The organism is Nocardioides sp. TRM66260-LWL, assembly GCF_020075545.1.
Lineage (GTDB): Bacteria > Actinomycetota > Actinomycetes > Propionibacteriales > Nocardioidaceae > Nocardioides.
Map to the genome: position 1 here is coordinate 515,608 of NZ_JAIQZK010000002.1, position 18,713 is coordinate 534,320.

Consider the following 18,713-nt stretch of genomic DNA (forward strand, 5'->3'; position numbering starts at 1 on the left):
AGGACGTCTGGACCGGTCAGCCGCGACCGACCCAGGGACCGAGCTTCGAGCGGGTGCCCGACACCCGGCCGGTGCGGAACGCGTCGTCGGCGCTCCTGGGCCCGTCGACGGTGGCGTCGGGCGTCGCGTGCAGCAGCAGGCCGACCCGCACCCGGTACGAGGGGCCGAGGCAGCGTTGCGGGATGCGGACGAGCAGGCCCGCCCGGGTGCGGCCGACGTAGGTGCCGCGGCAGGTGTACCGGTTGCCGTTGCGGTAGACCGTGATGGTCGGTCCGACCTCCTGGTAGTAGCGGAGCACCAGCGTGTCGCCCGACGACGTGAGCACCCGGACGATCCAGTAGTCGTCGAGGACGCTCCGGTACGCCCGGGTCGACGCGGCGATCTGCAGCAGGTCGTCGTCGTAGCGGACGGTGAGGCTCGTGAGGTCGCCGTTGCGCACGTCCGGCTCGACGGCCGGCGGCGTGCCGTCGTACCGCTGGACGACCACGTCGCCGGCGGCGTCGGAGTGACGCGACGTCGCGGCCGGCGCGGCGGCGGCCAGGCCGAGCACCAGGGCAGCGGAGAGCAGCGACGCGTGCAGGAGTCGGGCCCGCGGGGCGGGGCCGGGACGACGGGACGGCAGGGGGCGGGGCATGGGGGTCCTCCTCCGAGGGCGGCAGGTGCCGGGCACGCTACGCCACCTGCGCGGCCCGCGCCGCCGAACGGCGTGCCGCGACCGAGGACCGGCGAGGGCCTACGCTGCGCCGATGACCTCGGGAGCATCCGACGCCGGCCGCGCCCCGCTGCGCCACGCCGCGACGATCTGGTGGACGATCGCGGGTCAGCTCGCCGTCCTGCTCGCGCTGCTCGGCCTGCTGTTCCTCGTCACCTGGTTCGTCGCACCGGGCGGTCACGAGCTGTCGTGAGCGCTTCGCACGCAGCACGACGCCCGCCCGCCACCGCGTGGGACGGCGACGGGCGGGCGTCAGGGCAGCCTCGGAGCAGCCAGGGCAGCGTCAGAGCGTGCAGAGTCGCACGCGGTCCTGACGACCGCCGGCGACGGGCGTCACCGTGAACCGGCAGGAGTCGTAGCCGCGCGCCTCGACGATCTGGCGCACCTGGCTCCAGGTGATGCCCTGCAGCGCCGGGGTGCGGGAGAGCACGAAGCCGGACTGACGGGCGGGGTCGCCGACGATCGCGAAGGAGTAGTCCGGCGCGAGGTAGGTGATGACGTAGTTCGGGGTGCTGGTGTCGCCGAAGCTCGGGATGCCGTCGAAGCTCACCCGCAGCTGGGCGTTCGTGGTCGGGTCGAGCACGTCGGCCTTGCCGGTGACGGTGCCCAGCAGCAGGTCGGTGAGCGGGCCGAGCCAGGTGCTGCAGGTGTTGCGCACGCCGATGGTGTCGGCGTCGACCGCGGTGTAGACGGCGGTCGAGTTGCGCGCGCACTGCAGCTGGTAGGGCTGCGGGATCGCGGCGACCTGGTACCAGCGGCCGAGGTAGCGCGCGAGGTCGACGGAGGCGACCGGCGGCAGCGGCGTCGAGGCGGGGGCCGCCTGGGACGCCGGAGCGGCCTGGGCGGCCGTGCCGCCGAGGGTCGCGACGGCGAGGACGGCGGCCGCGAGGAGGGCCAGCGCGGCGGCCAGGCCCGAGCGGGCGCGGGAGCGGATCATGGCGAAGGTCCTTTCCGTGGTGGAAACGTCCTTCTCAGGGTCCCCGCTCGCGCGCGCCCGGGTCAGTCCGAAGGGGTGGGCTGGTCAGGCGCGGGGCGGCTTGGGCGTGACCCAGAGCCGGATGACGCCCTCGACGACCACCGTGCCGTCGTCGCGCACGCCGCGGACCCGCACGGGGACGTCGGGGTCCTCGCCGGTCCACTGCTCGGGGTCGGTCTCGGCGATGCAGGTGATGTCGCTGGTGGCCTTGGCCGTGTAGCTGACGTCCATGCCCTTGGGGATCCAGCGCCGGTCGGACGGGATGCTCGCCTCCGCCAGCGCGCCCATCGCGGCCTCCAGCCCGTTGCACAGCGCGATCGCGTGCACGGTGCCGAGGTGGTTGTGGACGCCGCGGCGCTTGGGGATGACCAGCTCGGCACGGTTCGGCTCGAGCACGGTGAACCGCGGCCGGATCGTGGCGAAGTACGGCGCCTTCTGCGCGAAGGCGAGGGAGAAGACGCGCTTGCCGACCGAGGCGCCGACGACCGGCAGGCTGGTCGTGGTGCGCCACAGCGAGAGGACCTGACTCATGGGCGCGACCCTACTGCTGGGTAACTTCGGCGGGCAACGCGATCCCGGCGGGCGGTCAGGCCACGGAGAGCAGCAGCTTCTCCAGCCGCGCGATCTCGTCCTCGCCGAGGCCGGCGGGATCGGCCAGCCGGGCCCGCAGCTCGACGGCCACGAGCGCCAGGGCGGCGCGGTCGAGCGCGCGGACGACGGCGCGCAGCTGGTTGACGACGTCCTCGACGTCGCGTCCCTCCTCGACCATCCGCAGCACGCCGCCGAGCTGGCCCTGCGCGCGCTTGATGCGGTTCGCGACCGGGACGACGTCGACCGCCGGCGCGTCGGCGACGGCCGCGACCTCGACGAGCTCGGCGGCCTGCGCGGGCACCGGGGCGATCGGGTCGACGGTCACGACGGGGTCCTTCCGGACGGCGGGCCCACGGCGGGAGCCGTGCGACCCGGACGGGAGCGTGGGGGACGCCGAGCCGTCCGCCGGTGTCCAGGCTACGCCCGACCCCCCGGCGTCCTCGCCCGACGCCGCTTCAACGCCGCTGCAGGCCCGGCGTTACGCGCGCGATCCGCGAGGAGACGGGCGTCACCGCCCGGGGAGGCGGATCAGGACGGATCGCGGGACTGGCCGAGGAAGCTCCGGGCCATCTGCAGCGCCTCGACGTGGCTGGTCATCTCGGTGACGACCGCCTTGCCGCCCCAGGCGAAGCGGATGGTCGGGCCGTTGACCCGCACCGACTCCAGCATCGTCCAGGGCACGAAGTCGACGGAGTAGTCGGCGACGCGCGAGCCGCCGCTGGGCGGCACGAACTCGACGTGGACGAGCGCCTCGGGCATCGCGGCGAGCAGCAGCAGCGGGTGGGCCCCGCGGTTGCGCACCAGGTGCGGGTGCGGCCGGGCCGCCGTCCCGCGGGCGCGGACCATGCGCTGCACCTCCTCGGGGATGCCGGGGTCGTCGAGCATGCCGGGGCGCTCGGGCTCCTCCACCTGCTGCGCGGCGTCGTCGCGGCGTCCGAACGGGCTCATGGTCGACCTCCAGCAAACCTCTTGACGTCAAGATTCTCGACCGCGCGTAGCATGGCGGCATGAGGGACGAGGTCGATCGGCTGATCGAGGCCTGGGCGCGGGAGCGTCCCGATCTCGACCTCGACCCCGTCGCGGTGTTCAGCCGCATCTCGCGACTGGCCCGGCACCTCGACCTCGCGCGACGCGAGGCGTTCACCGCGCACGAGATCGAGTCGTGGGAGTTCGACGTGCTCGCCGCGCTGCGGCGCGCGGGCGACCCGTACGAGCTCTCGCCGGGCCGGCTGCTGCGCGAGACGCTGGTGACCAGCGGGACGATGACCAACCGCGTCGACCGGCTCGTCCAGCGGGGCCTCGTCGAGCGGCACCCCGACCCGGACGACCGGCGCGGCGTCATCGTGCGGCTCACGCCGGAGGGCAAGGACGCCGTCGACGCCGCCTTCACCGCGCTGCTCGACGCCGAGCAGGCGCTGCTCGCGGCGCTGCCCGAGGGCGACCGGCAGCGGCTCGCCGCGCTGCTGCGCGGCCTGCTGGAGCCGTTCGGCTCCGGCGACGACGACTAGCGCCCGCACGTCAGGCGACCCGCGAGCGGCCGAGGGCGGCCTCGGCGCAGCGCCGACCCAGCTCGAGGTGCTCGGCGGTGCGGGAGAAGTCGTTCATCCGCACCCCCAGGTCGGGCGCGGTCAGGTGCACGACCTCCACGCCCGGGCCGAAGGTGACGGCGGGGCGCACCCGCATCGAGACCGCGAGGCTGGTGAGCAGCACGTCCAGCGGGGTGCGGGCGCGGCGCCGGATCGCGGCGACGCTGGCGTCGAGGACGAAGACGCGGTCGGGGGCGAGGTCGAGCGCGCCGGCGATCGGCACCAGGTCGGCGATGCCGCCGTCGACGTGCGTGGTGCGGGAGCCGTCGGGCTCGGGCAGGCTCACCGGCTCGAAGATGCCGGGGAGCGCGGTGGAGGCCAGCAGCGTGCGGAGCAGGTCGCCGCGGTCGTGGTACGCCGCGTGGTAGCCGGCGCTGTCGCCCTCGAGCCGGGTGGTGGTGACGCGCACCGGCACCGGCAGGTCCTCCAGCCGCGTGACGCCGGCCCAGGCGCCGACCAGGCGCTCGAGGCCGGTGGTCGGGAACAGCGACGTGGGATGGCGCACCACGTGGCCCACGCGGTTCCACACCCGGCCCGGGAAGACGTCGGTGGCCCGGATCGCCCGCCACCGCTCGGCCAGCTGCGCCACGCCCGCGTAGCCGGGGTGGCCGGCGAGGAACACGGCGTTGAGCGCGCCGACCGAGGTGCCCACGTAGGCCGCCGGGCGCACGCCGTAGGCCAGCAGGACGTCCAGCATGCCCACCTGGACGGCGCCGCGCGCGGCACCGCCGGAGAGCACGAGCACGTCACGGGGCATGCCCCTCCGATCGGCAGGATCGGGCTCGACCTTCGGTGTCGGACGGGCGCGGGGCCTGGGCGGCCCGCCCGGGGCTACTCCAGGATCTCGGCGGCCTCCAGCCACTCCAGCTCGACGGCCTCCCGCTCGGCGGCGACCTCGTCGAGCCGCGCCGCCAGCCGGGCCATCTCCTCGTAGTCCGAGGAGCCGGACGCGGCCGCGGCCATCGCGGCGTCGAGCTCGGCCTGCCGCTCCGCGAGCCGCTCCAGCTGCCGGTCGAGCCGGGCGAGGGTCTTGCGGGCCGCCCGCTCCTCCGCGCTGCCGGCCTTGGCCGACGCCGGGGCGGCCGGGGTCGCCTGCGTCGCCGCCGCAGTGGCGGCAGGGGCGGCAGGGGCGGCAGGCGCCGGCGGCGCCGTCCGGACGAGCGCCTGACCGAGCGCGTCGCCGGACGCGGCCCGCCGCTCGAGGTACTCGTCGACGCCGCGCGGCAGCATCGCGATCGAGCCGTCGCCCATCAGCGCCCACACGGTGTCGGTGACGCGCTCGAGGAAGTACCGGTCGTGGGAGACGACGACCAGCGTGCCGGGCCAGGAGTCGAGGAAGTCCTCGAGGACGTTCAGGGTCTCGATGTCGAGGTCGTTGGTGGGCTCGTCGAGCAGCAGGACGTTCGGCTCGTCGAGCAGGATCCGCAGCAGCTGCAGCCGGCGGCGCTCGCCGCCCGACAGGTCGCCGATGCGGGCGGTGAGCCGGTCGCCGGTGAAGCCGAACCGCTCGAGCATGGAGGTGGCCGTCAGCTCGCCGCCGTCGGCGGTGCGGGTGACCCGGCGGATCGCCTCGACGCTCGGCAGCACCCGCGCGTCGGGGTCCATGTCGTCGAGCTGCTGGGTCAGGTGGCGCAGGTCGACGGTGCGACCGCGCCGCACCCGCCCGGCGGCGGGCTCCAGGGTGCCGGCGAGGAGCGAGAGCACGGAGGTCTTGCCTGCGCCGTTGACCCCCACCACGCCGAGCCGGTCGCCCGGGCCGATCCGCCAGGTCGCGTGCCGCAGCAGCCGGCGCTCGCCGCGCACGAGGTCGACGTCCTCGACGTCGAGCACGTCCTTGCCGAGCCGCTGGGTGGCGAACCGCTGCAGCTCGAGGCGGTCGCGCGGCGGCGGCACGTCCTCGATCAGCACGGTCGCGGCGTCGATGCGGAACTTCGGCTTCGACGTGCGGGCCGGGGCGCCGCGCCGCAGCCACGCGAGCTCCTTGCGGACGAGGTTCTGCCGGCGGGCCTCCGAGGCCGCGGCCTGCCGCTGCCGCTCGGCCTTGGCCAGCACGTAGGCGGCGTACCCGCCCTCGTAGACGTCGACCTGCCCGTCGTGCACCTCCCAGGTCCACTCGCACACGGCGTCGAGGAACCACCGGTCGTGGGTGACGACGACCAGCGCGAAGGCGCGCCCCCGCAGGTGCGCGGCCAGCCACGCCACGGCCTCGACGTCGAGGTGGTTGGTGGGCTCGTCGAGGATCACCAGGTCGTGCTCGCCGAGCAGCAGCGCGGCCAGGGCGCAGCGGCGGCGCTCGCCGCCGGAGAGGCCGACGACCGAGCGGTCGAGGGCGATGCCGGCCAGCAGCACCTCCACGACCTCGCGGGTCGCGGCGTCGGCGGCCCACTCGTGGTCGGAGCGACCGCCGAGCACGGCCTCGCGGACGCTGTGGGCGTCGTCGAGCTCGTCGCCCTGGTGCAGGTAGCCGACGAGCAGTCCGCGCTGGCGCGAGACGCGTCCGGCGTCGGGCTCCTCCAGGCCGCTCATCACCTCCAGGAGCGTGGTCTTGCCCTCGCCGTTGCGGCCGACGATGCCGATCCGCTCCCCCGCGCCGATGCCGAGCGAGACCTCCGCGAGCAGCGGACGCACGCCGTAGGACTTCGAGACGCGCTCGAGGTTGACGAGGTTGACGGGGCCGGCCATGGGGTTCGGACTCCTGGTTCGGGGCGGGTGCCCGGCTGCCCGGGCACGGGGTCAGTACGTGACGACGTGCGCGCCGGCCACGGGCGCGGGCACCGCGGTGAGCCGCCGGTGGCCGCGCTCGACCATCGTCGCGTGCACCTCGTGCGCGTGCCGCATCGAGGAGCACAACAGCAGCAGCGTCGGACCCGAGCCCGAGAGCAGCACCGCGAGCGCGCCGGCGGCGCGGCCGTCCTCGACCGTGGCCGCGAGGTCGGGGCGCAGGTCGAGCGCCGGGGCGGCGAGGTCGTTGTGGAGGGCGGCGGCCAGCGCCGCGACGTCGCCCTCGGCGAGGGCGGCGAGGAGCGCGTCGGGACGCTGCGGCGCGGGCGCGGCGGGCACGAGGTCGTCGAAGCGGCGGTAGACCGACGGCGTGGAGAGCCCCTCGTCGCTCTCGACCACCAGCCACCACCAGCCGCCGGCGTCGACGACCGGCTCGACCAGCTCGCCGCGTCCGGTGCCCAGCGCGGTGCCGCCGAGCAGCGCGAACGGGACGTCGCTGCCGAGCCGGGCGGCGAGCGCGAGGAGGTCGTCGTCGGGGGTCTGCAGGTCCCACAGCCGGTCGAGCGCCACGAGGGTCGCCGCGGCGTCGGCCGAGCCCCCCGCCAGGCCGCCGGCCACCGGGATGCCCTTGTGGATCGTGATCCGCGCTGCCCGGTCGTCCGGCAGCGCGTGGTGCTCGGCCAGCAGCCGCGCGGCGCGCAGCGCCAGGTTGGAGTCGTCGAGCGGCACCGCGGCGAGGTCGACGGCCACGCGCTCCTCGGCGGTGGCCTCCAGGCTCCAGCCCTCCCCCGGCCCGGCGTCGACGGCGGTGACGTCGTCGTAGAGGCCCACCGCCTGGTAGACGGTGACGAGCGGGTGGAAGCCGTCGGGACGCGGGGCGCCGACGCCGAGGTGCAGGTTGATCTTGGCGGGAGCGCGGACGGTGACGGACCGGCCGCCGCGCTCGGTGCGGGCCGCGCTCATGCGGGGCTCCCGGCGTCGAGGCCGACCGCCGTGGGCGGCAGCGCCTCGGCGATCCGGACGAACGCGTCGAGGTCCAGCGCCTCGCCGCGGGTCAGCGGCTCGACGCCGGCGGCCGCGAGGGCGGCGTCGACCTGCTCCCCGGGCGCGAGCACCCGCAGGGCGCCGCGCAGGCCCTTGCGCCGCTGGGCGAAGGCGGCGTCGACGATCGCGAAGACGTGGGCCCGCGGCACGGCGGCGGTGGGCGGCTCGCGCCGGGTCCAGGCGACGAGCCCGGAGTCGACGTTCGGGGCCGGCCAGAAGACGGTGCGGCCGATCGCGCCGGCCCGGCGCACGTCGGCGTACCAGGCGGCCTTCACCGACGGCACGCCATACGCCTTGGAGCCCGGACGGGCGGCCAGCCGGTCGGCGACCTCGGCCTGCACCATCACCAGGCCGCGCTCGAGGCTGGGCAGCAGCTCGAGCAGGTGGAGCAGCACCGGCACCGAGACGTTGTAGGGCAGGTTCGCCACGAGCGCCGTCGGCGGCGGGCCCGGCAGCCGCTCGACCCGCAGCGCGTCGGCGAGGACGACCTCGAACCGGTCGGCCTGGGCCGGGGCGAGCTCGGCGATGGTGCGTGGGAGCCGCGCGGCGAGGACGTCGTCGATCTCGACGGCCGTGACCCGGCCGACCACCTCGAGCAGGGCCAGGGTCAGCGAGCCGAGGCCGGGCCCCACCTCGACGACGACGTCGTCGGGCCCCACGCCCGACTCCCGGACGATGCGGCGCACCGTGTTGGGGTCGATGACGAAGTTCTGCCCGCGCTGCTTGGTGGGCCGCAGGTCGAGCTCGGCGGCCAGCGTGCGCACCTCGACGGGCCCGAGGAGACGCGGGCCGGCGGGGTCCTGCTCGGCCGACGTCATGGCCGGGAGCCTAGCGGGGCCGCCGCCCACCCCGTGCGGGTGGACGACGGCCCCGTGAGGTCGTGCGGGTGCTGGGTCGAGCGGGTCGACCGGGTCAGCGCGGAAGCCCGAGCTTCGCGGCGCACGCCGGCCAGGCGCCGTAGCCGCCGGAGGCGTCGCGCACCTTGGTGGCGATGGCGATCTGCGTCTCGCGCGAGTTCTCGCTCGGCAGGCCGGTGCCGCCGTAGGCGCGCCAGGTGCCGACGTTGAACTGCAGGCCGCCGTAGTAGCCGTTGCCGGTGTTGATCGCCCAGTTGCCACCGGACTCGCACTGCGCGAGGCGGTCCCAGACGGTGTCGCCGCCGGCGAAGTTCGCGGCCGCCTTGGGCTGCGGCTTGGGGGCCGGCCGCTTGGTGCCGACCTCGACCACCCGGGCCACGGGCGCGCGGCGCACGGTCTGGCTGACGACGGTCTTCACGGTGACGCGGCCGTTCCTGTACGTGACCCGATAGGTGACGTCGCGCAGGCCGGCGCGGCCCTCGCGGACGACGCGCGTCGTGCCCTGCAGCAGCGAGGAGTCGGGACGCTCGGTGGTGCCGAACGGCACGGCCTCCCCGGTGACGCGGCGGGTGAGGACGCGGATGTCGGTGAAGACGATGCGGTCGCCGTCGGCGACGCGGCGGCTCAGGCCCGGCGAGACGCGGTCGCGCCGGTCGACCTTCACGCCGAGCTCGGCGAGCACGTCGCCCACGGTGGCGGCGGCCAGCGTCCGCTTCACGGGGCGCTTGCCGGCCAGGACGACGGTGAGGCGCTTGGGCGTCACGACGCTCAGGCGGGCGCCGGAGCGGTCGATCGCGCCGCCGCGGGACAGCGAGAGGTCGGCGCCGCGGTAGCTGCGGCCGATCTGGCTGAGCGCGCCGGCGACGGTGCTCGAGGTGACCCAGTAGGTCTTCGGCCGGCCGTCGACCTCGACGGTGAACGGGCGGCCGAAGCGCACCGAGACGGCGCTGCCGTCCTCGAGCGGGGTGTCGGTGGAGGGGGCGACGACGTCGTGCGGGCCGAGGGCGATGCCCTCGTCCTGCAGGAGGTCGCCCACGGTGCCGCCCTGGGCGGCGACGGTGCGCTGCTGGCCGTCCAGGCTCAGGGTCACCGAGGTGGTGCCGAGCGACTGGTAGCCGAGGGTCGCACCGGCGACGGCGAGGACGACGAGGGTCGTCAACGCGGCCAGGAGGCCCCGGTGTGTGCTGGCGCGGTCGAGTCGAGGGGCCGCCCAGCGGGCCACCCTGGTCAGATGAGGCACAGTGCTCCGAACGTCGTGCTGCCCGGGCCTCGGGGGCCAGCGCGGTGGGACGTCGTGCGGTGCCCGGCGTGGTGCGGCCCCCTCGAGATCGGCCGCCTGCGGGCGTGTCCCACGCTCCGCAGCGTGGCCGCGGTGCGCTGGCCGGAGTCAGTCCCGATCCCGGCCGTCGAGCAGCCACCCGAACACGTGACCGGGGGCCGGGGCAAACCGCCGTGCACCGATGTGAGCAGGCTCTCCCGCGTGAGGAGACCTGCTTATCCGGGCCGTCGTCGCAGGTCAGCGGAGGGTTTCGGCGGCTCGTCGCGGGGCTGCCGCCGTGCGCGGACGAGAACGTGTTTCCGCCCCTCCGGGTCAGGGCCGGATGACCGATCGGAGGAGGCGCGGCCCGCGGTCGGGCCGGATCACTCGCGCCTCGCCGGCCCCGGGCGTCACAGGAGCCCCACCGGGGACGGCTACCAGGCGCCGCCGAAGGCCACCTCGGTGGCGGCGTCGATCGCCGCGCACAGCTCGCCCAGGTCGTCGCCGCGGATCTCGGCCAGCGCCCGCACGGTGTGGGGCACCAGGTAGGAGGCGTTGACCCGCCCGCGGTAGGGGGCCGGGGTCAGGAACGGCGCGTCGGTCTCGACCAGGATCCGGTCGCGCGGGGTCAGGGCGGCGGCCTCGCGCAGCGCGCCGGCGTTGCCGAAGGTGACGGTGCCGGCGAACGACAGGAACGCGCCCCGGTCGAGGCAGGCGCGGGCGAAGGCGGCGTCGCCGGAGAAGCAGTGCATGACCCAGCGATCGGGGGCGCCCTCGGCGTCGATGACCTCGAGGACGGCGTCGTGGGCGTCGCGGTCGTGGATGACCAGCGTGCGGTCGGTGCGCTTGGCGAGGTCGACGTGCCGCCGGAACGACTCGACCTGCGCGGCCACGCCCTCCTCGCCGGTGCGGAAGAAGTCGAGCCCGGTCTCGCCGACGGCACGCACCCGGTCGTGCGCGGTGACCAGCGCCTCGAGCCGCTCCAGTGCGACGTCCAGCCCGATCGAGGCGGCCACGAGCGGCGCCTCGTTGGGGTGCAGGGCGACGCCGGCGACGATCTGGGGGTGCGCCGCGGCCGTCTCGACGGCCCACGCCGCCCGCTCGAGGTCGCAGCCGATCTGGACGATCCGGGGCACGCCGACGGCGGCCGCCCGGGCGAGCGCGTCCTCGACCGTCAACGCGTCGACCTCGAGGTCGCCGCGGGCGATGTCGAGGTGGCAGTGGTCGTCGACGACCGGGTGCGGCAGCGGCTCGGGCGCGGGCGGCCGCTCGCGCCGGGTCGCGCGGCTCTCGTTGGTCGGGCTCACCGGGCGCCGGCCCCGCCGTTCCGGGAGTCGTGGGAGTCCGGGGAGGCCTGGGACACCCGGGAGACCCGGTCGAGGACCGCCTCGGCGAGCGCCTCGGGCGCCTGCGTCGGGATCCAGTGGCTCACCCCGGGCAGGACCACGAGCCGGTAGTCGGCCGCGACCCAGCGGGCGGTGCCGTCGACGCCGGCCCGGCCGATGGCGACGTCGCCGTCCGACCACACCAGCGTCGTGGGCACGGTGATGCGGGTGCGGGTGGTGGCGCGCTCGGAGAGCACGCCGAACGGCATCGCGCGATACCAGTTGAGCGCGGTCGGCAGGGCGGCGTCCTCGACCATCTCGGCGTGGAAGCGGTCGACCTCGGCCGGCGTCATGCCGCTGGCGGCGAGGGCGCGGTGCACCAGGCCGCCGCGGCGGCGGGCCAGGGCGGGCACCAGGCGCGGGGTCCAGAAGGGCAGGAAGTAGGCGGACTTGAGGATCTGGGTGGAGGTGACCTCCGCCCGCAGGAACGCCGCCAGGTGCGGCACCGAGACCGCCGTCCAGGAGCGCAGCAGGTCGGGGTGGACGCTCGCGACCGCCCAGCCGACCGCCGAGCCCCAGTCGTGGCCGACGAGGTGCACCGGGCCGGGACGTCCGGTGTGCTCGCCGATCGCCCCGATCAGGGCCGCGACGTCGTCGGCCAGCGCCAGGACGCCGTAGTCGCGCACCCGGGGCGGCCGGGCGCGCGGGCTGTAGCCGCGCTGGTCGGGCGCGAAGGTGCGCAGGCCCGCGGCGTGCAGCAGCGGGGCCACCGCCGCCCACGACGACGCCCGCTCGGGGAAGCCGTGCAGCAGGACGACGGGGTCGCCGTCGAGCGGGCCCGCGTCGACGACGTCGAAGACCAGGCCGTCGCGGGTGAAGGAGGTGAGGCGGGCGTCGGGGGCGGGGCTGCCGTCGGGGGCGGGGGTCATGGCGTGCTCCTCTCCCCCGGGGCGGGGGCGCGGTGGACGAGGTCGTAGACCTCGCGCTTGGGGACGCCGGCCAGGCGGGCGACGTCGGCGATGGCCTGCTTGCGGGGGGTGCCACCGGCCTCGAGCTCGGCGACGGCGGCGCGCAGCGCGTCGGGGTCGTCGTCGAGGACGCGGGGCGCGGCGCCGGCGACGACCAGCGTCACCTCGCCGCGGACGCCGTCGGCGGCCCAGGCGACGAGGTCGCCCAGCGGGCCGCGGACGACCTCCTCGTGGGTCTTGGTGAGCTCGCGGCACACCGCGGCCGGACGGTCGGCGTCGAACGCCTCGGCCAGCGCGGCCAGGGCCGCCGCGGTGCGGTGCGGCGCCTCGAAGAAGACCATCGTCCGCTCCTCGGCGGCCAGCGCCGCGAGGCGTCGCGCCCGCTCGCCGGGCTTGCGCGGCAGGAAGCCCTCGAAGCAGAACCGGTCGACCGGCAGGCCGCTGACCGCCAGCGCGGTCAGCACCGCCGACGGGCCGGGCACGGCGGTGACCCGGACGTCGTGCTCGACCGCGGCCGCCACCAGCCGGTAGCCGGGGTCGGAGACGCTCGGCATGCCGGCGTCGGTGACCAGCAGCACCCGTTCGCCGGCCAGCAGCGCCTCGAGCAGCACCGGCGTGCGCGACGCCTCGTTGCCCTCGAAGTAGGAGACGATCCGCCCGCCGACCTCGACCTCCAGGTCGGCGGCGAGGCGGCGCAGGCGCCGGGTGTCCTCGGCGGCGACGACGTCGGCGCCCGCGAGCTCCTCGCGCAGGCGCGGGGCGGCGTCGGCGGCGCGGCCGATGGGCGTGGCGGCCAGCACGAGCAGGCCGGTCTCGCGTGAGGTCATGGTGCACCGATCATCGCAGCAGTCGACCGGACCGTCGGCGTCCGCCCGTACAGTGCTTCCCCGTGAGCACCCTGCGCGACCCCGCCGAGACGGCCACGTCGCCGACGGCACCGACGGCGGGCCGGGTGCCGCTGGAGCGCGACGCGCACGGCCGCCCGCGTCCGACCGCCTGGGCCCGGGCGCGCGGCCGCCTGGCGCTGGAGGACCCGCTCGTCGGCTGGCTCTCGGCGCTCGCGCTGACGCTGCTGGCCTTCGCCCTGCGGCTGTGGCACCTCGGCACGCCGCGGGAGTTCGAGTTCGACGAGACCTACTACGCCAAGGACGCCTGGTCGCTGATCAACCAGGGCTACGTGCACTCCTACGTGCCCGACGCCAACGAGCGCATCCTCTCCGGCCAGACCACCGGCCTGTGGGAGTCGGGTCCGTCGATGATCGTGCACCCCGAGGTCGGCAAGTGGCTGATCGGCCTGGGCGAGAAGGCGCTGGGCATGGACCCCTTCGGCTGGCGGATCGCCTCGGCGATCGCCGGCTCGCTGCTCGTCCTGGTGATGATCCGCCTGGCCCGCCGGGTCACCGGCTCGACGCTGCTGGGCCTGGTGGCCGGCGTCCTGATCATGTTTGACGGCCTGGCGTTCGTGCTCTCGCGGCTCGCGCTGCTCGACGTCTTCCTCGCGCTCTTCCTGCTCTGCGCCACCAGCTGCCTGGTCAACGACCGGTTCTGGCTGCGCGCCCGCCTGGCCGACCTCGTCCCCGAGCGCGTCGGCCCGGGCGGCTGGGGGCCGGTGCGCGCGGTGCTGTGGCGGCCGTGGCTGCTCGCGGCGGGCGTCTGCTTCGGACTGGCGCTGGGCACCAAGTGGACCGCGATCTACCCCCTGGCCGCCTTCGGCGTGCTGGTGGTCGCGTGGAGCGCCGGGGCCCGCCGCTCCTTCGGGGTGCGGCTGGCCTGGCTGCGCTCGCTGGTCGTCGACGGGCTCCCGGCCTTCGGCTACCTCGTCGTCGTCGGCCTGGTGGTGTACGTGGCCACCTGGACGGGGTGGCTGGTCCACGCCTCGGCCTACGAGCGCGACCTGTCGTCCACGCAGTACACCCAGTACGTGGCCAGCCAGGGCTGCGACGGCGAGTCGGTGCGCACCGAGAGCGACCCCACGAAGCGGTGGCCCACCGCCACCGAGCCGGACGCGCGCGGCCTCGGCGAGGTCGTCCAGTCGCTGCGGTCGCTCTGGTACTACCACCAGGACGTCTACACCTTCCACACGCACTTCCTCGACTGCGCCACCCACAGCTACGCCTCGAACCCGGCCGGGTGGCTGCTGCTCAACCGGCCGGTGGGCGTCTCCGCCGACACCGGCATCCAGCCCGGCGAGCGCGGCTGCACCGCCGCGCCCGGCAGCGACTGCCTGCGCCAGGTGCTGCTCATCGGCACCCCGGCGGTGTGGTGGGGCGGCATCGTCGCGCTGGTGTACGCGCTGCTGGTGTGGGTCGGACGGCGCGACTGGCGCTTCGGGCTGGCGGTCGTCGGCGTCGCCTCCACCTGGCTGCCGTGGCTGCAGTACGGCGACCGGCCGATCTTCCTCTACTACCTGGTGGCGACCCTGCCCTTCGTCGTGCTCGCGCTGACCCTCGGCATCGGCCACCTCATCGGCCCCGACCGCAGGACCACGCCGCGGCGCACGATCGGCACGATCCTGGCCGGCACCTACGTGGTGCTGGTGGTGGCGAACTTCGCCTGGTTCTGGCCGATCTTCACCGACGGGCTGCTGACGCACGCGCAGTGGTTCGACCGCATCTGGTTCAGCAGGTGGATATGACGACCTTCGCCCCCGGCTGGGACGACCTCCCCGCCCCGCTGCTCGACTTCTGGACCGAGCGGCACCTGTGCACCCTCACGACGCTGCGCGCCGACGGCCGGCCGCACGTCGTGCCGGTGGGGGTGGCGCTCGACCCCGAGCAGGAGTGCGCCTGGGTGATCACCAACCCGGGCTCGGTGAAGGCCCGGCACGTGCTGCGCGACGCCGGCACCGCCGAGGTCGCCGCCTGCCAGGTCGACGGCGCCCGGTGGTCGACGCTCGAGGGCACCGCCGAGCTGCGCTCGGACGCCGCGTCGGTGGCGCGGGCCGTCGAGCGGTACGCCTCGCGCTACCGCCAGCCGCGGGAGAACCCCGAGCGCGTGGCGCTGCGGCTGACGGTGCGTCGCTTCGTCTTCGGGCCGGGGCTGCTGCGCGTCGGGTGACCCGCGTCGCGGGACCGCCGTGCACGCGACCCCTACGCTTCGGCCCATGCCTCCCGCTGCCCCCGTCCGCGTGCTCGAGCTCGGCGAGGACGTGCCCGCCGGCCCGTACGTCGCGTCGTCGCCCGACGCGGTGCTGTGGGGCCGGCTGCCCTGCGCGGCCGACGCGCCGCAGCTGAGCGTCGAGCCCGGCACCGAGCTGACCGTCGACACGCTCAGCCACGAGGGGATCCTGGAGGACCAGGGCCGTGACCCGGAGCGGTTCTTCGCCCCCCACGACGTGCCGGTGCTGGCCGACGCGGTCGCGCTGGCGGCCTCCGACCACCCGCGCACGTTCGGCGTCGACGGGCCGCACGTCGTCAGCCGTCCGATCGAGGTCGCCGGCGCGCGGGTCGGCGACCTGCTCGCCGTCACGCTGCTCGACGCCGTCCCGCGGGTGCCCTACGGCGTCGTCTCGAACCGCCACGGTCGCGGCGCGCTGCCCGGCGAGTACCCGCTCGACGGCGACGCGGTGTGGTCGGCGTTCGCGCGGGTCTGCGACGACGGGACGCACGCGACCCTGCCGCTCGTGCCCGGCGGCGCCGACGGTCCCCGGTTCCCGATGGCGCCGTTCCTCGGCATCATCGGCGTCGCGGTGCCCGGCGACGTGCGTCCGCACTCGGTGCCGCCCGGCGCGCACGGCGGCAACCTGGACATCTCGCTGCTCACCGCGGGCTCGACGCTCTACCTGCCGGTGCAGGTCGACGGCGCGCTGGCGTACGTGGGCGACCCGCACTTCGCGCAGGGCGACGGCGAGGTCGCGCTGACCGCGCTCGAGGCGTCGCTGCGCGTCCGGGTGCGGCTCGACGTCGTGCCGCACGAGGACGCCGTGGCCCGGTTCGGCGAGCTCGCCGGGCCGCTCGCCGAGACCACCGACCACCTCGTGCCGACCGGGCTCGACGAGGACCTCGACGTCGCGGTGGCGAACTGCGTGCGCGCGGCGATCGCGCTGCTCCAGGCACGCTACGGCATGGACCCGCGTCAGGCGCTCGCCTACCTCTCGGCGGCCACCGACTTCGAGATCTCCCAGGTGGTCGACGTGGTGAAGGGCGTGCACGCGCGCATCCGCAAGGCCGACTTCGCGCACCTGACGGGGGCCCGGTGAGCGCGGGCGTCGGCCCCGGCCCCGCGCTGCCGGTGCCCGACGGCCTGGTCGAGGCGTTCTGGGCCTACGAGCGGGCGCTGATGGCCGACGACGTCGCGACGCTCGACGCGCTGTTCGCGCCGGCCTCGACGACGCTGCGCGGGGACGCCGAGGGGCTGCTGGTCGGCCACGACCGGATCAGCGCGTTCCGCAGCGGACGCGGAGGCGCCCCGCGACGGCGGATCCTGCAGACCCACGTGCAGGTGACCGACCCCGACCACGCGCTCGTCGTGGCCGTCACCGAGCTCGAGCGCGGCGGTCGCGGGCAGCAGACGCAGCTGTGGGCGCGGTTCGCCGACGGGTGGAAGGTGACGGCCGCGCACGTCTCGGTGCCCGCGCCCGCGCTCGACCGGCGGATCTGGCGAGTCGTGGGCGACCCGCTGGTGGCCGGGGTCGCCGCGGGGCCGCTGACCGGGGAGTCGGTGGCGGTCAAGGACCTCTTCGCGGTGGCCGGCCAGGTGATCGGCGCCGGCAACCCGGTCTGGGAGCGCGAGGCGCCCGTCGAGCGCGGCGACGCGGCCGTCGTCGCGGCGCTGGTGGAGGCCGGGGCCGACGTGCGCGGCATCGCCCGAACAGACGAGTTCGCCTACTCGCTGGCCGGCGTCAACGCCCACACCGGCACCCCGCCGAACCCCGCCGCTCCCCATCGGCTCGGCGGCGGCTCGTCGTCCGGCTCGGCCGCCGCGGTGGCCCTGGGCCACGCGACGATCGGGCTCGGCACCGACACCGGCGGCTCGATCCGGGTGCCGGCCGCCTACCAGGGGCTGTACGGCATCCGCACCACCCACGACGTGCTCGACCGGCACGGCATGCTCGCGCTGGCGCCGACCTTCGACGCCGTCGGCTGGCTGACCCGCTCGGCCGACCTGCTGGCGCTCGTCGGCGAGGTGCTGCTGCCCGCCGCCGAGGTGCGCAGCCGCGACCTGGTCGTCGTCCCGGAGCTGCTGCGGCTCGCCGACACCGACGTCGCCTCCGCGCTGGACCGGTGGGTGGCCGACCGCGGGCTGGTGGTGCGGGAGACCTGGCCGCTGCACGACCTCGACCGCTGGCGCGAGGCGTTCACGACCTGGCAGGCGTGGGAGGCCTGGCAGGTGCGCGGGGCCTGGATCTCCGCGGCGCTGGAGGCGCACGGGCCCGACGTGCTCAGCGCCGACGTGCGCGGCCGGTTCGAGACCGCCCGCGCGGTGACGATGGCGCAGGCGCACGCGGCGTACGACGTGGTGGTCGAGGCGCGGGCGCGGATCCGCGAGCTGATCGGCGGACGCGTGCTCGTCCTCCCCTCGGCGCCGACCGTCGCCCCGCCCCTCGGCCCCGGTCTGGACGCGCGGCTGCAGGACACCCGGCTGGCGACCACGCGGCTGACCTGCCTGGCCGGCCTGGGCGGTCTGCCCGCAGTGAGCATCCCCGTGCGCACCGCCGCCGGCCTGCCCGCCGGTGTGTGCCTGGTGGCCGAGCCCGGCGCCGACCTCGACCTGCTGCGACTGGCCCAGACCCTGGCCTGAGGCCGACCCGCAACACTCCTGAAACACCGGTTTCGCCGGCTGTCACACGAGACCCGTAGGTTTCACGGCGTGCACGTGAGCGAGCTCAACGCCCTGCCCCGGCCCGAGGCCGTGGCCCTGCTGGCGCCCCTGGTGGCGGTGCCGTCGTGGGCGGAGGCGCTGGTCGACGCCCGACCCTTCGCCGACGCCGACGACGCGATCGCCGCGGGCCGCCGGCTGGCCGAGGACTGGGGCGAGGCCGACGTCCGCGCCGCGCTGGCCGGGCACCCCCGCCTCGGGGAGCGGCCGACCGGCGACGACGCGGGCGCGGCGATGAGCCGGGCCGAGCAGGCCCGGCTGGCCGAGGACGCCGACGACGCCGACCTGGCCGCGCGGCTGGCCGCCGGCAACGCCGCCTACGAGGCACGGTTCGGGCACGTCTACCTGGTGCGCGCGAAGGGCCGCGACGCCGAGGAGCTGCTGGCCATCCTCGAGCGACGGCTCGGCCACGACCCCGCCCTCGAGCGGCGGGTCGTCCACGAGCAGCTGGTCGAGATCACCCTGCTGCGCCTCGCCGACCTGCTGGGGGCCGACCTGCTCCGGGCCGACGCCGAGGTGCCGGCGTGAGCGGCTCGACGCTCTCGACCCACGTGCTCGACGCGGCGCTCGGCCGGCCGGCGGTCGGGGTGGAGGTCGTGCTCAGCACCCTCGACGGCGCCGAGCTCGAGCGCGGCGTCACCGACGACGACGGTCGCCTGCGGCTCGACGCCGCCGCCCCGCTCGCTCCCGGCGCGTACCGGCTGCGGTTCGCCACCGGCCCGTGGTTCGCCGCCCAGCAGCGCACCACCCTCTTCCCGCTCGTCGAGCTCGCCTTCGAGGTGGCGCCCGACCAGCCGCACCACCACCTGGCGCTGCTGCTGAGCCCCTTCGCCTACACCACCTACCGCGGGAGCTGAC

At 75.9% G+C, this 18,713-nt stretch carries 21 protein-coding genes; 8 read left to right on the forward strand and 13 right to left on the reverse strand.

Going from position 1 to position 18,713, the window contains the following annotated elements:
* Positions 1 to 16: 16 nt before the first annotated feature.
* Positions 17 to 634, reverse strand: coding sequence for a hypothetical protein (locus K8Z61_RS09005; protein WP_224128635.1), 618 nt, complete (start codon positions 632 to 634; stop codon positions 17 to 19).
* 112 nt (positions 635 to 746) lie between these two features.
* Here K8Z61_RS09005 and K8Z61_RS09010 point away from each other — a divergent pair, with 112 nt between their 5' ends.
* Positions 747 to 905 carry a hypothetical protein gene (locus K8Z61_RS09010; RefSeq protein WP_224128636.1) on the forward strand — a complete coding sequence of 53 codons (159 nt, stop codon included), beginning with the start codon at positions 747 to 749 and terminating at the stop codon, positions 903 to 905.
* 90 nt (positions 906 to 995) lie between these two features.
* Here K8Z61_RS09010 and K8Z61_RS09015 read toward each other — a convergent pair whose 3' ends face one another.
* The 4 genes from K8Z61_RS09015 to K8Z61_RS09030 form a co-directional block, all read right to left on the reverse strand.
* Entirely contained in the window at positions 996 to 1,649 is a 654-nt protein-coding gene (locus K8Z61_RS09015; protein WP_224128637.1) for a lipocalin family protein, read from the reverse strand.
* An 84-nt stretch (positions 1,650 to 1,733) separates the two neighbouring features.
* A complete protein-coding gene (locus K8Z61_RS09020) occupies positions 1,734 to 2,219 on the reverse strand; it encodes a hotdog fold domain-containing protein (protein ID WP_224128639.1) in 486 nt (161 codons plus the stop codon).
* Positions 2,220 to 2,274: 55 nt separating this feature from the next.
* Positions 2,275 to 2,496, reverse strand: coding sequence for a metal-sensitive transcriptional regulator (locus tag K8Z61_RS09025; protein WP_224128782.1), 222 nt, complete (start codon positions 2,494 to 2,496; stop codon positions 2,275 to 2,277).
* A 311-nt stretch (positions 2,497 to 2,807) separates the two neighbouring features.
* A complete protein-coding gene (locus tag K8Z61_RS09030; RefSeq protein ID WP_224128641.1) occupies positions 2,808 to 3,227 on the reverse strand; it encodes a hypothetical protein in 420 nt (139 codons plus the stop codon).
* 59 nt (positions 3,228 to 3,286) lie between these two features.
* Here K8Z61_RS09030 and K8Z61_RS09035 point away from each other — a divergent pair, with 59 nt between their 5' ends.
* Positions 3,287 to 3,787 (forward strand): MarR family winged helix-turn-helix transcriptional regulator, encoded by a 501-nt coding sequence (locus tag K8Z61_RS09035; protein WP_224128643.1) that lies wholly within the window; start codon positions 3,287 to 3,289, stop codon positions 3,785 to 3,787.
* A 10-nt stretch (positions 3,788 to 3,797) separates the two neighbouring features.
* Here K8Z61_RS09035 and K8Z61_RS09040 read toward each other — a convergent pair whose 3' ends face one another.
* The 8 genes from K8Z61_RS09040 to rsmI all read right to left on the reverse strand — a co-directional run bounded on the left by K8Z61_RS09040 (position 3,798) and on the right by rsmI (position 12,865).
* Positions 3,798 to 4,622 (reverse strand): patatin-like phospholipase family protein, encoded by an 825-nt coding sequence (locus tag K8Z61_RS09040; protein WP_224128645.1) that lies wholly within the window; start codon positions 4,620 to 4,622, stop codon positions 3,798 to 3,800.
* Positions 4,623 to 4,696: 74 nt separating this feature from the next.
* On the reverse strand, positions 4,697 to 6,547 hold the full coding sequence (locus K8Z61_RS09045) for an ABC-F family ATP-binding cassette domain-containing protein (RefSeq protein ID WP_224128647.1): 1,851 nt from the start codon (positions 6,545 to 6,547) through the stop codon (positions 4,697 to 4,699).
* Positions 6,548 to 6,598: 51 nt separating this feature from the next.
* On the reverse strand, positions 6,599 to 7,549 hold the full coding sequence (locus K8Z61_RS09050) for a 4-(cytidine 5'-diphospho)-2-C-methyl-D-erythritol kinase (RefSeq protein ID WP_224128650.1): 951 nt from the start codon (positions 7,547 to 7,549) through the stop codon (positions 6,599 to 6,601).
* Positions 7,546 to 8,448 (reverse strand): 16S rRNA (adenine(1518)-N(6)/adenine(1519)-N(6))-dimethyltransferase RsmA, encoded by a 903-nt coding sequence (gene rsmA / locus K8Z61_RS09055; RefSeq protein WP_224128652.1) that lies wholly within the window; start codon positions 8,446 to 8,448, stop codon positions 7,546 to 7,548. The genes K8Z61_RS09050 and rsmA overlap by 4 nt, the downstream gene beginning before the upstream one ends.
* A 94-nt stretch (positions 8,449 to 8,542) precedes the next feature.
* Entirely contained in the window at positions 8,543 to 9,646 is a 1,104-nt protein-coding gene (locus tag K8Z61_RS09065; RefSeq protein WP_308116765.1) for a ubiquitin-like domain-containing protein, read from the reverse strand.
* 533 nt (positions 9,647 to 10,179) lie between these two features.
* Entirely contained in the window at positions 10,180 to 11,052 is an 873-nt protein-coding gene (locus tag K8Z61_RS09070) for a TatD family hydrolase (protein WP_224128654.1), read from the reverse strand.
* Entirely contained in the window at positions 11,049 to 11,999 is a 951-nt protein-coding gene (locus K8Z61_RS09075; protein WP_224128656.1) for an alpha/beta fold hydrolase, read from the reverse strand. Before K8Z61_RS09075 ends, K8Z61_RS09070 begins: the two co-directional genes overlap by 4 nt.
* Complete coding sequence (gene rsmI / locus K8Z61_RS09080) at positions 11,996 to 12,865, reverse strand: 16S rRNA (cytidine(1402)-2'-O)-methyltransferase (RefSeq protein ID WP_224128658.1); 870 nt, start codon at positions 12,863 to 12,865, stop codon at positions 11,996 to 11,998. Before rsmI ends, K8Z61_RS09075 begins: the two co-directional genes overlap by 4 nt.
* 62 nt (positions 12,866 to 12,927) lie before the next feature.
* Here rsmI and K8Z61_RS09085 point away from each other — a divergent pair, with 62 nt between their 5' ends.
* From K8Z61_RS09085 to uraH, 6 genes are all read left to right on the forward strand, one after another.
* Positions 12,928 to 14,673, forward strand: coding sequence for a dolichyl-phosphate-mannose--protein mannosyltransferase (locus K8Z61_RS09085; protein ID WP_224128660.1), 1,746 nt, complete (start codon positions 12,928 to 12,930; stop codon positions 14,671 to 14,673).
* Positions 14,670 to 15,095, forward strand: a complete 426-nt coding sequence (locus tag K8Z61_RS09090) for a pyridoxamine 5'-phosphate oxidase family protein (RefSeq protein WP_224128662.1) — start codon at positions 14,670 to 14,672, stop codon at positions 15,093 to 15,095. The genes K8Z61_RS09085 and K8Z61_RS09090 overlap by 4 nt, the downstream gene beginning before the upstream one ends.
* 46 nt (positions 15,096 to 15,141) lie before the next feature.
* Positions 15,142 to 16,236: an acetamidase/formamidase family protein gene (locus K8Z61_RS09095; RefSeq protein ID WP_224128664.1), complete on the forward strand. Its 1,095-nt coding sequence runs from the start codon at positions 15,142 to 15,144 to the stop codon at positions 16,234 to 16,236.
* A complete protein-coding gene (locus tag K8Z61_RS09100) occupies positions 16,233 to 17,777 on the forward strand; it encodes an AtzH-like domain-containing protein (RefSeq protein ID WP_224128666.1) in 1,545 nt (514 codons plus the stop codon). Before K8Z61_RS09095 ends, K8Z61_RS09100 begins: the two co-directional genes overlap by 4 nt.
* Positions 17,778 to 17,846: 69 nt before the next feature.
* Positions 17,847 to 18,383 (forward strand): 2-oxo-4-hydroxy-4-carboxy-5-ureidoimidazoline decarboxylase, encoded by a 537-nt coding sequence (uraD, locus tag K8Z61_RS09105; RefSeq protein WP_308116766.1) that lies wholly within the window; start codon positions 17,847 to 17,849, stop codon positions 18,381 to 18,383.
* Entirely contained in the window at positions 18,380 to 18,712 is a 333-nt protein-coding gene (gene uraH / locus K8Z61_RS09110) for a hydroxyisourate hydrolase (RefSeq protein WP_224128668.1), read from the forward strand. Before uraD ends, uraH begins: the two co-directional genes overlap by 4 nt.
* Position 18,713 lies beyond the last annotated feature (1 nt).

Bases quoted from the DNA above. Each gene is read 5' to 3' on its own strand.
- K8Z61_RS09005 (WP_224128635.1), bottom strand. From the start codon at position 634: ATGCCCCGCCCCCTGCCGTCCCGTCGTCCCGGCCCCGCCCCGCGGGCC.
- K8Z61_RS09010 (WP_224128636.1), top strand. From the start codon at position 747: ATGACCTCGGGAGCATCCGACGCCGGCCGCGCCCCGCTGCGCCACGCC.
- K8Z61_RS09015 (WP_224128637.1), bottom strand. From the start codon at position 1,649: ATGATCCGCTCCCGCGCCCGCTCGGGCCTGGCCGCCGCGCTGGCCCTC.
- K8Z61_RS09020 (WP_224128639.1), bottom strand. From the start codon at position 2,219: ATGAGTCAGGTCCTCTCGCTGTGGCGCACCACGACCAGCCTGCCGGTC.
- K8Z61_RS09030 (WP_224128641.1), bottom strand. From the start codon at position 3,227: ATGAGCCCGTTCGGACGCCGCGACGACGCCGCGCAGCAGGTGGAGGAG.
- K8Z61_RS09035 (WP_224128643.1), top strand. From the start codon at position 3,287: ATGAGGGACGAGGTCGATCGGCTGATCGAGGCCTGGGCGCGGGAGCGT.
- K8Z61_RS09040 (WP_224128645.1), bottom strand. From the start codon at position 4,622: ATGCCCCGTGACGTGCTCGTGCTCTCCGGCGGTGCCGCGCGCGGCGCC.
- K8Z61_RS09045 (WP_224128647.1), bottom strand. From the start codon at position 6,547: ATGGCCGGCCCCGTCAACCTCGTCAACCTCGAGCGCGTCTCGAAGTCC.
- K8Z61_RS09050 (WP_224128650.1), bottom strand. From the start codon at position 7,549: ATGAGCGCGGCCCGCACCGAGCGCGGCGGCCGGTCCGTCACCGTCCGC.
- rsmA (WP_224128652.1), bottom strand. From the start codon at position 8,448: ATGACGTCGGCCGAGCAGGACCCCGCCGGCCCGCGTCTCCTCGGGCCC.
- K8Z61_RS09075 (WP_224128656.1), bottom strand. From the start codon at position 11,999: ATGACCCCCGCCCCCGACGGCAGCCCCGCCCCCGACGCCCGCCTCACC.
- rsmI (WP_224128658.1), bottom strand. From the start codon at position 12,865: ATGACCTCACGCGAGACCGGCCTGCTCGTGCTGGCCGCCACGCCCATC.
- K8Z61_RS09090 (WP_224128662.1), top strand. From the start codon at position 14,670: ATGACGACCTTCGCCCCCGGCTGGGACGACCTCCCCGCCCCGCTGCTC.
- K8Z61_RS09095 (WP_224128664.1), top strand. From the start codon at position 15,142: ATGCCTCCCGCTGCCCCCGTCCGCGTGCTCGAGCTCGGCGAGGACGTG.